This is a genomic window from Caulobacter sp. CCG-8 (assembly GCF_037402475.1).
Classification (GTDB): Bacteria; Pseudomonadota; Alphaproteobacteria; order Caulobacterales; family Caulobacteraceae; genus Caulobacter.
In genome coordinates this window covers 54,982-69,863 of sequence record NZ_JBBEUD010000019.1, presented here as the reverse complement: position 1 = coordinate 69,863, position 14,882 = coordinate 54,982, and the positions used below count along the sequence as shown (strand labels likewise).

The 14,882-nt window shown below is 70.1% G+C and carries 14 protein-coding genes and 1 other RNA gene; 1 reads left to right on the top strand and 14 read right to left on the bottom strand.

The genetic code is table 11. The features are described 5' to 3' along the window. Positions 1 to 50: 50 nt before the first annotated feature. The 11 genes from ftsW to rnpB all read right to left on the bottom strand — a co-directional run bounded on the left by ftsW (position 51) and on the right by rnpB (position 11,333). Positions 51 to 1,223: a putative lipid II flippase FtsW gene (gene ftsW / locus WAE60_RS18090; RefSeq protein ID WP_337687760.1), complete on the bottom strand. Its 1,173-nt coding sequence runs from the start codon at positions 1,221 to 1,223 to the stop codon at positions 51 to 53. A gap of 75 nt (positions 1,224 to 1,298) precedes the next feature. Then, complete coding sequence (locus tag WAE60_RS18085; protein WP_337687759.1) at positions 1,299 to 1,556, bottom strand: hypothetical protein; 258 nt, start codon at positions 1,554 to 1,556, stop codon at positions 1,299 to 1,301. 33 nt (positions 1,557 to 1,589) lie between these two features. Beyond that, positions 1,590 to 3,005 (bottom strand): UDP-N-acetylmuramoyl-L-alanine--D-glutamate ligase, encoded by a 1,416-nt coding sequence (gene murD / locus WAE60_RS18080; RefSeq protein ID WP_337687758.1) that lies wholly within the window; start codon positions 3,003 to 3,005, stop codon positions 1,590 to 1,592. Positions 3,006 to 3,018: 13 nt separating this feature from the next. Beyond that, on the bottom strand, positions 3,019 to 4,134 hold the full coding sequence (mraY, locus tag WAE60_RS18075) for a phospho-N-acetylmuramoyl-pentapeptide-transferase (protein WP_337687757.1): 1,116 nt from the start codon (positions 4,132 to 4,134) through the stop codon (positions 3,019 to 3,021). Continuing rightward, positions 4,134 to 5,522 (bottom strand): UDP-N-acetylmuramoyl-tripeptide--D-alanyl-D-alanine ligase, encoded by a 1,389-nt coding sequence (murF, locus tag WAE60_RS18070; RefSeq protein ID WP_029907309.1) that lies wholly within the window; start codon positions 5,520 to 5,522, stop codon positions 4,134 to 4,136. Before murF ends, mraY begins: the two co-directional genes overlap by 1 nt. Next, the gene (locus WAE60_RS18065; protein ID WP_337687756.1) at positions 5,515 to 6,972 is read right to left on the bottom strand and encodes a UDP-N-acetylmuramoyl-L-alanyl-D-glutamate--2,6-diaminopimelate ligase; all 1,458 of its coding nucleotides are present in this window, start codon (positions 6,970 to 6,972) and stop codon (positions 5,515 to 5,517) included. The genes murF and WAE60_RS18065 overlap by 8 nt, the downstream gene beginning before the upstream one ends. Then, a complete protein-coding gene (locus WAE60_RS18060) occupies positions 6,969 to 8,723 on the bottom strand; it encodes a penicillin-binding protein 2 (RefSeq protein ID WP_337687755.1) in 1,755 nt (584 codons plus the stop codon). Before WAE60_RS18060 ends, WAE60_RS18065 begins: the two co-directional genes overlap by 4 nt. Continuing rightward, the gene (locus WAE60_RS18055; protein WP_029907312.1) at positions 8,720 to 9,178 is read right to left on the bottom strand and encodes a cell division protein; all 459 of its coding nucleotides are present in this window, start codon (positions 9,176 to 9,178) and stop codon (positions 8,720 to 8,722) included. Before WAE60_RS18055 ends, WAE60_RS18060 begins: the two co-directional genes overlap by 4 nt. Beyond that, positions 9,175 to 10,170 carry a 16S rRNA (cytosine(1402)-N(4))-methyltransferase RsmH gene (rsmH, locus tag WAE60_RS18050; protein ID WP_051695066.1) on the bottom strand — a complete coding sequence of 332 codons (996 nt, stop codon included), beginning with the start codon at positions 10,168 to 10,170 and terminating at the stop codon, positions 9,175 to 9,177. The genes WAE60_RS18055 and rsmH overlap by 4 nt, the downstream gene beginning before the upstream one ends. Continuing rightward, on the bottom strand, positions 10,167 to 10,634 hold the full coding sequence (locus WAE60_RS18045; protein ID WP_029907314.1) for a cell division protein MraZ: 468 nt from the start codon (positions 10,632 to 10,634) through the stop codon (positions 10,167 to 10,169). The genes rsmH and WAE60_RS18045 overlap by 4 nt, the downstream gene beginning before the upstream one ends. Positions 10,635 to 10,952: 318 nt before the next feature. Further along, positions 10,953 to 11,333, bottom strand: an RNA gene (rnpB, locus tag WAE60_RS18040) — RNase P RNA component class A. Between the two features lie 142 nt (positions 11,334 to 11,475). On the opposite strand from rnpB, the gene WAE60_RS18035 reads away from it, so the two are divergent. Further along, positions 11,476 to 12,585, top strand: a complete 1,110-nt coding sequence (locus WAE60_RS18035) for a hypothetical protein (protein ID WP_337687754.1) — start codon at positions 11,476 to 11,478, stop codon at positions 12,583 to 12,585. On the opposite strand, the gene WAE60_RS18030 is transcribed toward WAE60_RS18035, so the two are convergent. The 3 genes from WAE60_RS18030 to WAE60_RS18020 are packed head-to-tail and all read right to left on the bottom strand — an operon-like array spanning position 12,527 to position 14,786. Next, complete coding sequence (locus WAE60_RS18030; protein WP_337687753.1) at positions 12,527 to 13,177, bottom strand: FMN-binding negative transcriptional regulator; 651 nt, start codon at positions 13,175 to 13,177, stop codon at positions 12,527 to 12,529. The two genes, WAE60_RS18035 and WAE60_RS18030, sit on opposite strands and share 59 nt — an antisense overlap. Further along, a complete protein-coding gene (locus tag WAE60_RS18025) occupies positions 13,177 to 13,896 on the bottom strand; it encodes an N-acetylmuramoyl-L-alanine amidase (RefSeq protein ID WP_029907317.1) in 720 nt (239 codons plus the stop codon). The genes WAE60_RS18030 and WAE60_RS18025 overlap by 1 nt, the downstream gene beginning before the upstream one ends. Further along, entirely contained in the window at positions 13,893 to 14,786 is an 894-nt protein-coding gene (locus WAE60_RS18020; RefSeq protein WP_029907318.1) for a DMT family transporter, read from the bottom strand. Before WAE60_RS18020 ends, WAE60_RS18025 begins: the two co-directional genes overlap by 4 nt. Between the last annotated feature and the right edge of the window lie 96 nt (positions 14,787 to 14,882).

The window sequence follows — 14,882 nt, the reverse complement described above, 5'->3', positions numbered from 1 at the left end:
AGACGGCCTCAAACAAGACAGGCAGCGACAAGACGGGTCTCCCGAGAGACTCAGCCCAGGGCCCCAGCCTGATCGAACTCTCCCGCCCCGCCATAGGCCCCCGGACGCTTGCGCGTCAACGCCAGGGCCATGCCCAGGGTCAGACCCATGGCCAGCATCGACGAGCCGCCGTAGCTGATGAAGGGCAAGGTCATGCCCTTGGTGGGGATCATGTTCAGGTTCACGGCCACGTTGATGAAGGCCTGCTGGCCCACCAGCACGAACAGGCCCGAGGCGGCCACCTGCTCGAAGGTGTCCGACAGCTTCATCGCCCGGTACAGCCCGCGCACCACGATGAAGGCGAACAGGGTGATCAGGGCCAGGGAGAACACCAGGCCGTATTCCTCGGCCGCGACCGAATAGATGAAATCGGTGTGCAGGTCGGGCACGTGGCGCTTCATCACGCCCTCGCCCGGCCCGCGCCCAAACAGGCCGCCGGCGTGGATGGCCTCGGCGGCGCGGGTGATCTGGTGGGTGTCGGCCTGGTCAGGGCTGAGGAACTTCTGCACCCGGGCGTGGACGTGGTCGAACAGGAAATAGGTCGACATCAGCCCGCCGACGGCGACCGCGCCCAGGCCCATGATCCACGAGATCGGCACCCCGGCCATCCAGAAGGCGGCCCCGAAGGCGATGGTGATCAGCACGGTCTGGCCGACGTCCGGCTGGATCAGCAGCAAGGCCACGGCGATGAAATAGAGGGCGAAGGCGATCGAGACGCCCGGCACCCCCTCGCCCTTCTGGCCCTCGGCGAACATCCACGACACCAGCACGATCAGGGCCGGCTTCATGAATTCCGAGGGCTGGAAGGTGAAGCCGCCGATCAGCAGCCAGCGGGCCGCGCCCTTGGCGCTGTGGCCGATGAACGGCAGGGCCGCCATGACCCCGATGGCCACCAGATAGATGAAGAAGGCCGAACGCCGGATGCCCCTGGGGCTCAGCATCGACACCGACAGCACGATCAGGGCGGCGCCCAGGCCGAACACGCACTGGCGGACGGCGAAGTGGAACTGGTCGTCGATGCCGATCCGGGCGGCCGCCGCCGGGCTCGAGGCGAACGACAGCAGCACGCCCACGGTGACCAGGATCGCGGTGGCGCCCAGCAGCCAGCGATCGGTCGTCCACCACCAGACGCCGAGCCGCGAACGGTCGGTGCGGGCGAAGGCGTGGGTGGTCTGGAACGTCATGGCCGGAGGGTCGGAGTTTAGGGTTAAGCGAGTGTTGTTGTGGAGGTTGGAAGAGGTGTGGCGAAAGGGCTCTGATCAGTCCGAACCGGTGTTTTCGTGGCCGAGCGGAAACCAGATCCCACGAACCAGGATGTCGCCCATGTTCGGGATCACATGGCCCTGGTCCAGCCCATCGAGGTTCTTCAGGACCGCCATATCCGCGACGGCCAGTCCGCCAAAGGCCTCTCCAATCAGACGCCGGGCGTCGCCGTCGTCGCGCGCTGTGACACCCGCGCCCAGGTTCAGGGGCGTGGGGTGATCGATCGGCTCGAAGGTGAACCAGTAGGGATGCATGCCGAACCTTTCACCCGAAGGCGATGGCGCGCCTTAGGCCCTCTTCGCCGAAGCCGGCGCCCTGCCCAGGCCGTTGACCGCCGCGCGGAAGGCGTCGCCCCGCTGCTCGAAGTCGGCGAACTGGTCGAACGAGGCGCAGGCGGGCGACAGCAGGACGATGGCCTCCTCCCCGCTCGCCGCGGCGTCGGCGTAGGCGGCGGCGACGGCGGTCTCGATGTCGCCGCACTGGCGCACCGGGGCCTTGCCTTCCAGCGTCTTGCCGAAGTCCTCGGCCGCCTGGCCGATAAGGTAGGCGCCGGCCACGCGCGGGAACAGGTCGACCAGATCGTCGATGCCGCCCGCCTTGGGCACGCCGCCGGCGATCCAGTAGAACTTGGGATAGCTGGACATCGCCTGGCGGGCGGCGTCGGCGTTGGTGGCCTTGCTGTCGTTGACGAAGCGGACCTTGCCGATCTTGCCGACCGTCTCCATCCGGTGGGCCAGCCCCAGGAAGCTCATCAGGCCGTCGACCGCCTGCTGGGGCGAGATGCCCAGGGCGCGGGCGGCGGCGTAGGCGGCCGCGGCGTTCTGCCAGTTGTGGCGGCCCGGCAGGCTGCGGGCCCGCAGCAGGTCGACCATCTCGGTCACCCGCTCGCCGGTGGCGTCGTACAGCACCCCCTGCAGGGCGTAGACGCCCCGGCCCATGGCCTTGCCGGCGCTGATCGGCCAGATGGTGCGGCGGTTGGCGGCGGTGATCTCGGTGCAGATCTGCTGGCACCAGGGATCGTCCACCCCGATGATCGCGGTGTCGCCCTTGCCCTGGTTCAGGAAGATCCGGCGCTTGGCGGCGATGTAGCCGTCCATGCCGCCGTGACGGTCCAGGTGGTCGGGCGAGATGTTCAGCAGCACGACGGCGTCGGGCTTGAGGCTGGAGGTCAGGTCCAGCTGGTAGGACGACAGTTCAAGCACATACACGGCTCCGCCGTGCATATCCTCCAAGCCCAGCACGCCCTCGCCGATATTGCCGCCCACCCGCGTGTCGCGGCCGGCCTGGCGGCAGACGTGGCCGATCAGGGCCGTGGTGGTCGACTTGCCGTTGGTGCCGGTGATGGCGACGATCTTGGGCTTCTTGTGATCGGGCGCGGCGTTCACCGTGCGGGCGAACAGCTCGATGTCGCCCAGCACCTCGACCCCGGCGGCCTTGGCCTTGGTCACCGTCCAGTGCGGCTTGGGATGGGTCAGGGGCACGCCCGGCGACAGCATCAGGGCGGCGAACTGGCTCCAGTCGGCCGTGTTCAGGTCGACGACGCTGAGGCCCTCGGCCACGGCGGCCTCGCGGCTGGCCTGCTTCTCGTCCCACAGCGCCACCTTGGCCCCGCCGGCGATCAGCGCGCGCGCGGCCGTCAGCCCCGTCCGGCCTAGGCCGAACACGGCGACGGTCTTGCCCTCGAAACCGCGGACCGGGATCATGGCGCGCCCTCTCCTATCTCAGCTTCAGGGTGGCGAGGCCGACGAAGCTGAGCATCATCGACACGATCCAGAACCGGACCACGACGGTGCTCTCGGCCCAGCCGAGCTTCTCGAAATGGTGATGGATCGGCGCCATCAGGAAGACGCGCTTGCCGGTCCGCTTGAAGTAGGCGACCTGGATCATCACCGACAGCGCCTCGGCCACGAACAGGCCGCCGACGATGCCCAGCACCAGCTCGTGCTTGGCGCAGACCGCGATCGCGCCCAGGGCCCCGCCCAGGGCCAGGGAACCGGTGTCGCCCATGAAGATCTTGGCCGGCGGGGCGTTGTACCAGAGGAAGCCCATGCCCCCGCCGATGATCGCGCCGCACACCACGGCCAGCTCGCCGACGCTGGGCACGAAGTGCAGGTTCAGATAGTCGGCGAACTTGTAGTTGCCCACCAGGTAGGCGATCAGGCCGAAGGTCGAGGCGGCGAACATCACCGGCACGATGGCCAGGCCGTCCAGGCCGTCGGTCAGGTTCACGGCGTTGGAGAAGCCGGCGATCGTGACCGCGGCGAAGGCCACGTAGAACCATCCCAGATTGATCACCAGGTTCTTCAGGATCGGGAAGACCAGCGAGGTCTCCAGCCCCGGGGTCATCTGCGACTTGGGCGCGAACAGGATCAGCGCCACGGCCGCCAGGATCGAGACCACGAACTGGGCGATCAGCTTCTGGCCGCTGGAGAGGCCGGCGGTCGTCTGCTTGGTGACCTTGGCGTAGTCGTCCATGAAGCCCAGCACGCCGAAGGCGGCGGTGATGCCCAGCACCACCCAGACGTGGACGTTGCGCAGGTCGGCGAACAGCAGCGAGCCGACGAACAGGCCCGCCAGGATCATGAAGCCGCCCATGGTGGGCGTGCCGGCCTTCTCGGTGACGTGGCGGGCGATGCCGTCGGTGCGGATCGGCTGGCCCTTGCCCTGCTTGGCCTTCATCCAGCGGATGAAGCGCGAGCCCATGGCCACGGCCACGAGATAGCCCACCAGCATCGACATGCCGGTGCGGAAGGTCAGGTATTTCAGCAGGTTGAGCACCGGGATGTGCTCATGCCCGCCGCGCGAGAGCCAATCGTAGAGGAAAAACAGCATCAGCCCTGTCCTTGGAGGTCGAGCGCGCCCAAGGCGGAGGCTACGACCCCCGCTTTGGACCCATTCGATCCCTTCACCATCACCACGTCCCCCGCCCGCATCGCCGAGGCGACCTGAGGCGCGAGCTCCGCAGCGTTCTCGGCGTAGCCGCCCCGCCGAGTCGGCGGAAGCGCTTCCCATAAAGATTTCATTAACGGACCGGCGCAGAACACCAGGTCGATGTCGGCGGCGGCGATCGGCGTGGCCAGGTCGCCGTGGAAGCGGGCGGCCTGCGGGCCCAGCTCCAGCATGTCGGTCAGCACGACGATGCGCCGGCCGGCGACCTTGCGCGCGCCCAGCGTGGCCAGGGCCGCCTGCATCGAGACCGGGTTTGCGTTGTAGCTCTCGTCCACCAGGGTGAAGGTCCCGCCGGGCACGTGGACGGTGCGCTCGGCGCCGCGCCCCTCGATCGGCTCGAATTCGGCCAGGGCCGCCAGGGCGGTGTCGCGGTCGACGTCCAGGGCCTCCAGCATCAGCAGGACGCACAGGCTGTTGAGGCCCCAGTGCACGCCGGTCTGCAGGATCGGGAAGTGGATGGTCTCGCCGCGCACGATGGCGGTGATCTGGGCCCCGTGCACGCCGGCGGCGAACACGGTCAGCTGGGCGGTGACGCCCTCGCCGGTGCCGAAGCTCCAGACCTGGGCGCCGGCCTTCTCGGCCTCGGCCTTCAGCAGCGCGAACCAGGGATTGTCGGCGTTCAGCACCGCCACGCCGTTGGGCTCCAGCCCGGCGAAGATCTCGGCCTTGGCCCGGGCGACGCCCTCCTCGCCGTCGGCGAAGTTCTCCAGGTGGACCGGACCGACGGTGGTGATGGCCACGGCGTGGGGCCGGATGAAGTTCGACAGCGGCACGATCTCGTCGGCGTGGTTCATGCCGACCTCGAACACCGCCCGCTGGGTGTCGCGCGGCATCCGCGCCAGCGTCAGGGGCACGCCGATGTGGTTGTTGTACGACTTGACCGAGGCGTGGGCCTTGCCCGCCCGGCGGAGGCCCGCCTCGACGGCGCGGGTGACGCTGGTCTTGCCGACCGAGCCGGTCACCGCCCCGCGGCGGACCTGGGGCGCACGCTCACGGGCGGCGACGCCCAGGCGCTCCAGGCCCCGGAAGGTGTCCTCGACCAGCACGGCCGGAACCGCGACCGGCTTGGAGATCAGCGCCCCGGCCGCGCCCTTGTCGGCGGTCTGAACGACGAACTCGTGCCCGTCCCGCGCGCCGGTCAGGGCCACGAACAGGTCGCCGGGCTCGATGCTGCGGCTGTCGATCGACACGCCGGTGGCCTCGAACTCGCCCAGCACCTGGCCGCCGGTGGCGGCGGCGATCTCGTCGGCGGTCCAGAGCACGCTAGACATGAGCCGGCTCCAGCGCCTGGGCGGTCTCGGTCACGTCGTCGAACGGATGGTTCACGCCGGCCACCAGCTGGCCCTGCTCGTGGCCCTTGCCGGCCACCACCAGCACGTCGCCGTCGGCCAGCAGGGCCGCGCCGGCCCGGATGGCCTCGCGGCGATCGCCGTATTCCTTGGCGCCCGGCGCGGCGGCCAGGATGGCGGCGCGGATCGAGGCGGGTTCCTCGGAGCGGGGGTTGTCGTCGGTGACGATGGCCACGTCGGCCAGGCGGGCGGCGATCTCGCCCATCAGCGGGCGCTTGCCGCGGTCGCGGTCGCCGCCGGCCCCGAACACCACGATCAGCTTGCCGCGCGTATGGGGGCGCAGGGCCGCCAGCACCGTCTCCAGGCCGTCCGGCGTGTGGGCGTAGTCGACATAGGCCTCGCCGCCGCGCGCGCCGGTCCCGACGCGCTGCAGCCGGCCGGCCGCGCCTTCCAGGTGCTCCAGGGCCGCGATGGTGGCGTCCAGGTCCTCGCCCGTGGCCAGGACCAGACCCGCCGCGACCAGCACGTTCGAGGCCTGGAAGTCGCCGGCCAGGGGCAGCAGGATGTCGAACACCCGCTCGCCCGCCGCGATCTTCAGGCGCTGGCCCTGCGGCACCGGCGTGCGCTCGACCAGCTTCAGCCCCTGCCCGTCATGGCCGACCGACAGGATGGTCTGGCCCGAGGTGACGGCGGCCGAGGCGAAGGCCGGGAAGGCGTCGCTGTCGGCGTTCAGCACGGCGGTGCGGCCGCGCGGCAGCAGGGTCTCGAACAGCCGCAGCTTGGCCGCGCGGTAGCAGCCCATGGTGCCGTGATAGTCCAGGTGGTCCTGGGTGAAGTTGGTGAAGCCGGCGGCGGCCAGGCGCACGCCGTCCAGGCGGCGCTGGTCGATGCCATGCGACGAGGCCTCGACCGCCAGGTGGGTGACGCCCATCTGCGCAAGCTTGGCCATCATCTCGGCGACGTCGGCGGCGTCCGGCGTGGTCAGGCCCGGCGGGGTCAGTTGCAGGTCGGGCTTGCCGGCCTCGCTGACCACGACGCCCAGGGTGCCCATGCTGGCGGCCTTGCGGCCCAGGCGGGCGTAGATCTGGCGGGCGAAGCCGGCGACCGAGGTCTTGCCGTTGGTGCCCGTCACCGCCACGCAGGTCTCCGGCTGCACGGCCCAGAACTGGCTGGCGGCCAGGGCGTAGGCGCGGCGCAGGTCGCCGGCGTGGACCACGGGGACCGACAGGCCCGTCACGTCGTCCGGCGCCAGCACGGCGGCGGCGCCCGAGGCGATCGCGCCGGGAACGAAGTCGCGGCCGTCCACCTTGCTGCCCGGCAGGGCCGCGAACAGGAACCCTTCACGCACCTTGCGGCTGTCGGCGGTGACCCCGGTGATCACGGGATCGACCTCGCACGGCCGGTTCAGGATCTGCGAAAGGGTCTTGCTCAAAGTCCCGCCTCCGAAGCGGCTTGCGGCTGCTGGGCCACGGTGAAGATGTCGCTCTGGCGCTTGACGCCCAGGAACGGCGCGATGCGGTCGATCACGCGGCCCGCGGCCGGCGCCGACACCCAGCCGCCGGTCGAGAAGCCGTGCGTTTTAGCGTTGCCCTTGGGTTCGTCCAGCAGCACCAGCACGAAGTAGCGATCGGCCTCGATCGGGCCTTCCGTCGGGAAGACGGCCGCGAACGACGAGACCTGGCGTTGGTGGTTATAGCCCCGAATGGCCGGATCGTACTTCTCGCCGGTGCCGGTCTTGCCGCCCACCGACAGCCCCGGGATGTTGGCCGACTTGCCGCTGCCGCCGGTGACGTTGGCGCGCATGATCCGCAGCATCTGCTGGGAGGTCTCTTCCGACACCGCGCGCGGGCCTTCCGGCCGCACGCCCTGGGCCATCTTGTGGATGGTCAGGGGCTGCAGCGTGCCGCCGTTCAGCAGCGCGCCCATGGCCTGGGCCAGGGCCAGCGGCGAGACGTTGATGCCGTGGCCGAACGAGGTGGAGGCCACCGCGTCGTCATCCCACTTCTTCGGGGTCAGCGGACGGGCCGACTCCAAGAGCTCGATCTTGGCCGGCTTGGTCAGGCCCAGGGCCGTGAAGTAGCGGGACAGGCGCTCGCCGCCGATCCGCTCGGCCAGGATGGCGGTGCCGATGTTGGACGAGTGCTGGAACACCTCGACCAGGGTCAGGATCTTCTTGGCGGCGTGGAAGTCGTGGATCGTCCGGTAGCCCAGCTTGAACGGCTCGCGGGCGTCGAAGGTCGAGGCCGGGGTGGCCGCGCCGGTGTCCAGGCCGATGGCCACGGTGAACGCCTTGAAGGTCGAGCCCATCTCGTAGACCGTCGCCGCGGCGTGGTTGGTCATCTGCTCGCTGGACGCCTGGTTCAGCTGGTTGGGGTCGTAGTCCGGGAAGCTGGTCATGCCGAGGATCTCCCCGGTATGGACGTTGGTGACGATGCCGACGGCGTCCTTGGCCTGGAACTCGATCGCGGCCTTGCGGACCTCATCCTCGAGCGCCGCCTGGACGCGCAGGTCGATCGACAACGGGATCGCGCCGTCCGGCCCCTTGGCGGCGGCCTCGCGCACGTCCTTGTCCAGGGCCTTCTCGGCGCCGGACAGGCCCTTGCCGCCCTTGTCGACGAAGCCGATGAAGTGGGCGGCGCTGGAGCCCAGCGGATAGACCCGGGCGGCCTGCTCCTCGAACTCGACGCCGGGCAGGCCCAGGTCGAAGATCGCGTCCTTCTCGGCCGGGGTCATGCCACCGACCACGAAGCCGCGACGATCCGAGAACACGGCCTTGTCCAGGCGCTCGACCGGCACCTGCGGCAGGGCCTTGCGCAGCGCCTGGCGGGTGGCCTTGGCGTCCCAGACGTCCTTGGGATTGATGTAGAGGGCGTAGTGGGTCAGGTCGACGGCCAGCAGCTGGCCGTTGCGGTCGACCAGGTCGCCCCGAGCGCCGTCGGTCGAGGCCAGGTAGCCGTTGCCGCCCACCTTGGAGAACACCGCCGCCCAGGTCGCGCCCAGGGCCAGCACGGTGAAGGCCAGGCCGAAGATGGCCATGACGAAGAAGATGCGGATGCGGGTGTCGTCTTCGGGACGCGCAGCGGCGCGCGAGCGCTCGAAGGCGTGCTCCAGCCGCCAGACCCGTTCGATCAGCCAGCGCCAGGCGCGCGGCGCGCCGCCGGGGGCGAGATTGGCCAGGCTCATCGCGGCGCCTCCCCGGAGGTCTGGCCGGCGGCCTGTTCCGGCGACGGATAGTCGTCCGGCGTCGCCTCAGGCGCCTCGGCGGCGGCGGCGGCGTCGTTCGCGGCCGCCGTCGGCGAGGCCGGGGCGTGGGCGACCGGCGCGTGGCGCGCCACGTCGATCAGGGCGTCCTCGGTGGTCTCGTGCTCGGGGCTGATCGGGGTCAGACCCAGCTGCTGGGCCAGCATCTCGATACGACGCGGCTGCTCCAGATAGGCGACCTCGGCCTTGAGCAGGCGGACACGGATCTTCTCGTCGTCGATCTGCTGCTCGACCTCGGCGATCTGGGCGCGCTCGCGGCCGGCGAAGGTCTTGGCCATGTAGACGCCCAGCACCAGGACCAGCAGGACCGTCAAACAAACGAGTTCGACCACCCGGAAACCCCGCACGCGGCGGTCGAAGATGCTCGACAGGCTCATGCGGCGCTCCAGACCGGAGCCGTCGTGCGCACGGCGGCGCGCAGCTTGGACGAACGGGCGCGCGGATTGACCGCCAGTTCCGCCTCGCCCGGCGCGATCGCCTTGGACGAGGTCAGCTGGAAGCTGGCCGGAGCGCCCTTCTCGACCGGCGGCGCGTGGCGCGACCCGCCCGGCGTCTTGCCGGCGCGCTCGGCCAGGAAGTTCTTCACGATGCGGTCTTCCAGCGAATGGAAGGTGACCACCGCCAGGCGGCCGCCCGGCTTCAGCACGCGCTCGGCGGCCAGCAGCCCGGCCTCCAGCTCCTCCAGCTCGGCGTTGACCGCGATGCGCAGCCCCTGGAACGAGCGGGTGGCGGGATGGACCTTGGCGCCCTTGCGGCCGCCCAGGGCGCGCTCGATCACGGCGGCCAGGTCCAGGGTGCGGGTGAACGGCTGCTCGGCCCGGCGCTTGACGATGAAGCTGGCGATGCGGCGCGAGGCGTGCTCCTCGCCGTAGACATAGAGGATGCGGGCCAGCTCGACCTGGTCCAGTTCGTTGACCAGGTCGGCGGCCGTCGGACCGTCCGCGCCCATGCGCATGTCCAGGGGACCGTCGCGCATGAACGAAAAGCCGCGCTCAGCCTCGTCGAGCTGCATGGAGGAAACGCCGAGATCCAGGGTGACGCCGTCGACCGACGCATCCTCGAAATACTCGGTGATTTGCGAGAAACGATCCTGAATCAGCCGAAAGCGACTTTCAGTCGCGGGAGTATCGGCCGTCGCGGAAAATTCAGCCGCGAAGCGAGCGACGCTGGGATCGCGGTCGAAGGCGACGACCGAAGCGCCCGTGGCGAGGATCGCGCGGGTGTAGCCGCCGGCCCCGAACGTGCCGTCCACGACCGTGTCGCCCGGGCCCGAGGCCAGAGCGGCGACGACCTCGCCGAGCAGCACCGAAAGGTGAGGAGCGCCGTCGGCGACTTGGCCAAAAACGGAGGGGGTTTCGAGATCGCTCACGCCGCGCCCCCGATCCGGGCCGTGCGCTGTTGGGCGCGCATCGCCGCCAGGCCTTCGCGGGCCAGTTCGCGCTGGGCCGAGCGGTGGGCCTGGAAGGCCTCGCGCGACCAGATCTGGAACCGCTCGCCCAGGCCGACCACCGCCACCCAGTCGGTCAGGCCGAACATCTCGCACAGGGTGTCGGGCAGGGTGATGCGGCCGGCGGTGTCGAACGACAGCCGCGCCACGCCGCCCAGCACGCTGGTCTCCAGGGCCGAGCGCAGGGGATCGCCGAACGGCAGCTCGTCGATCACGCCCTGGTAACGGTCGAACAGGCTTTTTCCGCCAGCTTCCAGGCAGTCGGCCTCGATGGAGGGGAAGCAGAAGATCCCGTCGAAGGGGCCCGAGAGCGCAGCGCGGAAGTCCTGCGGCACGACGATGCGCCGCTTGCTGTCCAGCTGCTTCTCGAACGTCGAGAGGAACACCCCACTACCCCTGTTTGAGCCCGCCGCCGGACGCCCTGCCACGATCGCCCCGGCAGAAGATGGGTTAACATGGGATTGATTGGGATACAATGACACCAACGGCTGTTTAGCCGTCAAAACCAAGGTGTTGTGGGAGTCTTTCACAGACCCACAAAATCTATCCACAGAACATACATGGAACTTGTTAAGACTTAACGGCCGCTAGACTCTGTCCAGCGCCTTGAAGGGCATGGGGTTGCACGGCTCAGCCGACGCCGATGCGGGGAAAAGTGGGGCTCGATCCCATTTTCCGCGCGCCCCGCGCGCAGGCGGGGCGAATGGACCAGACGGTCTGTAAGCCGGGTTCTGTCTGACGCCCGAAGACGCGAGACGGCCATTCCTCTGGACCGCCCATTGCTGGACGGTTCTCGCGACCTACCCGGACCCTCTCAGCCAGTGACGGCCTATCCGACGCGAGGCCGGCGCGGGGTCCCTATTCGGTCTTGCTCCAGGCGGGGCTTGCCATGCCGTCCCTGTTGCCAGGTCCGCGGTGGGCTCTTACCCCACCCTTTCACCCTTCCCGCCCCGAGGGGAGGAGGTTTGCTTTCTGTGGCGCTATCCCTGGGATCGCTCCCGGCGGGCGTTACCCGCCGCCTTGTCACCGTGGAGCCCGGACTTTCCTCGACGCTGCGAGAGCGCCGCGGCCGTCCGACCGTCTGGTCCGGGGCCTGTTTGACGGTTGGATGACGGCGGGTCAATCGAAGATCGGCGAGAACCGGCCCAGTTTCGGGCGCACCGATCCAAGGTTGCGGGCAAAGCTGGACCGTTCCATCATCGCCGGGAGACAAAGGGGGAGCCGTCCATGGCGATACGAGGCGCGCCGAACCTGACGCCGCTTCCGCGCGGGGCCGTCTTCGCCCTGGTGGCCCTGATGCCGGTCCTGCTGCTCGGCGGCACGGCCGCGATCGCGGTGGACGATCCGACCGAGAACATCCGCCCGAGCGAGACGTCCGACCTGTCGCGGATCGGCGCCACGGCCTTCGCCGAGGGCCGGCTGTGGCTGCTGGCCGGCGGCAAGCTCAGCACGGTCACCGAACGCGGCGGGGCCCGTGTGGCCGAACCGATCGACGGCAAGGCGGTCGCGATCTGCGCCCGGTCTGGGCGGTTGTCGGCGCTGACGATCGACTCCGACGGCCGCTGGACGCTGCGTCGCCGGCAGGCCGGAGGCTGGGCGGACACGGCTCGGATCTCGCCGGCGACGGACGAGTACGTCATCGGCCTGGCCTGCGACGGAGCGGGCGCCGTCCTGCTGACCGACCGCCGCCTCGTCGAGACCGGCGAACGCCCGCCGCGTTCGGTGGCGCTGCAGGGCGAGCCGCACGGCGGGGTGACCCACGCGCTGCTGATGGTCGGCGACCAGTTGCTGGTCGGCGCCAACGCCGGCGAATGGGGCGGCGGCCTGCAAAGGATCGATCGACGGACGGGGCGGATCGTCGACCTGGAGCGCAACGACACCGGCGAGCCCTGCGACGCCGTCCTCGACCGCCGGTGCGCGCCGGTGAACGCCCTGACGCCCGCGCCCTGGAAGCCGGGCTGCGCGGTGGCCGCCGTCGGGATGGTCCACATGTTGTCGCGCGGCGGGCTGGTGGAAATCTGCGGCGACCGGATCGAGCCGATCTACGCCAAGCCGCTGCCCGGCCCGTTCGACCGGCCGGGCAAGCCCCCGCTCGACCAGGTCGCCTTCTTCGGCGCGAGCCAGGTCGGCGACACCGTCCTGGCCGTGGGGATCGACGGCCTCTATCAGCTGCGCGACCGCCGGATGGTGGCGTTCACCCCCCTGCCCAAGTTCCGCGCCGTCGACGGCGTGCGGGTCAGCTTCGCCCGGCCGGGCGCCGTGCTGGCCCTGACAGACATCAACCAGAGCGTCTCGCTGTCGGGCAGCGTGCCCCTGCTGGCGACGCGTCAGGACTGACGCATCCGCTCCGCCAGCGGTCATCGCCCAGCGCCGCGATCACGCCGGCGCGTTCGGCGGCGCTCTTGTTCTGGCCCAGTTTGAAGGTCCCCTCCAGCCGCTCGATGGTCAGGCGGCAACCGACGATCCCGCGGATCAGCCCCTCGAAACGGGCCGGGGTCATCTTGTCGCGCGTCCAGGGTTTCTTGGGCGAGAGCCGCCCCTCCTCCTGGGCCGACAGGTCGTCGAGCAGGACCAGGGTCTCGTCGGCCGACAGCGGGGCGACCAGGCCCTCGGCCTCGGCCGAGACGTAGTTCCAGGTCGGCACCTGGTCGTCGGTCCCGTACCAGTCGGGGCTGACATAGGCGTGCGGGCCGGTCGCCAGGGCCACGGCGCGGAAGCCCTGCACCAGATGCGGCGCCAGGGCGTTGGCGCGCGACAGGTGGAAGTCCAGCGCCACCTCGCCGAAGTCGAGCTCGCGCACCACCACCGGCGCCTGGGCTACGAACGGCAAGCCGCCGACCGCGGCGGCCAGGGTCACGAAGCTGTGCTCGCGCACGAAGGCCAGCAGGGCGTCGCGATCGTCGACGTGGAAGGCTTTCGCCGGATGCATCAGCCCGCCGCCCGCAGCAGGGCCACCAGCCGCGCGCGGGTCTCGCCGTCGGCGACGCCGTCGAAGCGGGTCTGCAGCCAGTGGCGCTGGAAGGCGGCCACAACGGTCTCGGTCCACTCGTCGTACTGGCCCGAGGGCGCGCAGTTGTAGCCGAGGCGGGTCAGGCCCGCCTGCAGGGCGAAGACGCCGGTCCCCTCCTCGCCCCGGCCCAGCGGCGCGCCGGGCGACGGCGGCGGCTCGACCCACAGGCCGTGGCCCGCTTCCGCCAGGCGCTTCCAGGGGAACAGCTCGCCCGGGTCGATCTTGCGGCCGGGGGCGATGTCGGAATGGCCCAGGATGCGGTCGTCGTCGATGGTCCAGCGCGAGCGGATGTCGGCCAGCAGGTTGATCACCGCGGCGATCTGGGCCTCGGGGAACGGGCGGTAGCCGAATTCGTGGCCGGGATTGACGATCTCGACGCCGATCGAGGCCGAATTGATGTCCTTGACGCCCTTCCAGAAGGCGGCGCCCGCGTGCCAGGCGCGGCGCTCCTCGGGCACCAGGCGGAAGACGCGGCCGTCCTCCTCGACCAGGTAGTGGGCCGAGACCTTGGCTTCGGGGTCGCACAGGCGTTCCAGGGCCGCCGGGCCAGTCTCCATGCCGGTGTAGTGCAGGATGACGCAGTCGGGGACGGCCTTGCGCGCGTCGAAGTTCGGCGACGGGGCGTCGATGAACGTCATTGGGACCGGTTCCTCGTCAGCATCAGCAGCGGCATCACCTGGTTCTTGCGCAAGGCGATGATCAGCACACCCATTAGCGCGAGCAGCGTGCCGATTCCCATCCGGGCGTCGAAATGATCGTGCGTGATCAGGACGCCCAGGCCAATGGTCATCAGCGGGGTCATCAGGGTCAGCGGCGCGATCAGGTTGGCGTCGTGGCGCCCGATCAGGCCGTAATAGGCGGTGTGGCCCAGCACGGAGACGATCAGGGCCGAGAACAGCAGGGCCGCCAGGAACGGCAGGCCGGCCTTCCAGGCCAGGTCCACCGCGCCCGGCTCGGTCAGCAGGCTCATCAGGCCCAGCGGCAGGATCGAGGTCGCGCCGACCCAGGCCTGGAACTGCAGAGGTTTCACGCCCTCGATCTGCTTCATCATCACCGCGCCCAGCGAGCCGGTGAAGGCCGAGGCGACGATGAACCACAGGCCCGGCGACAGCTGCAGGCCGTGCGGGTTCCACATCACCACCACCGCGCCGCTCAGGGTCAGGGCGATGCCCAGGCCGCGCTTCCAGCGCACCTTCTCGCCCAGCATCAGCATCGACAGCAGGGTCGTGAACGGCACGCCCAGCTGGATCACCACCGCCGAGGCCGAGGGCGAGGCGGTCTTGAACCCCATGAACAGCAGGGCGAAGTTGCCGGCCCCCATCAGCAGGCCCACCGTGACGATCCGCCAGGGCGGGCGCGGGGCCGGCAGCAGCCACGGCAGGGTCACCGCCGCGACGATGGCGAACCGCACCGCCGCGTAGAACAGCGGCGGCACGCCCCAGTGGGCGACCACGATCTTGGAGATGATGTTGTTGCAGGCCCAGACCAGGCAGACCAGGACCAGCACGCCGAAGTCGCGCAGGGACATGGCTTGAGCGCATACGCGGGTCGAACACCTGTTTGCAACGAAAAGCGCCGCGCCCGCCCTTCGGAACGACCACGCGACGGCGTACCGAGGTTTCGA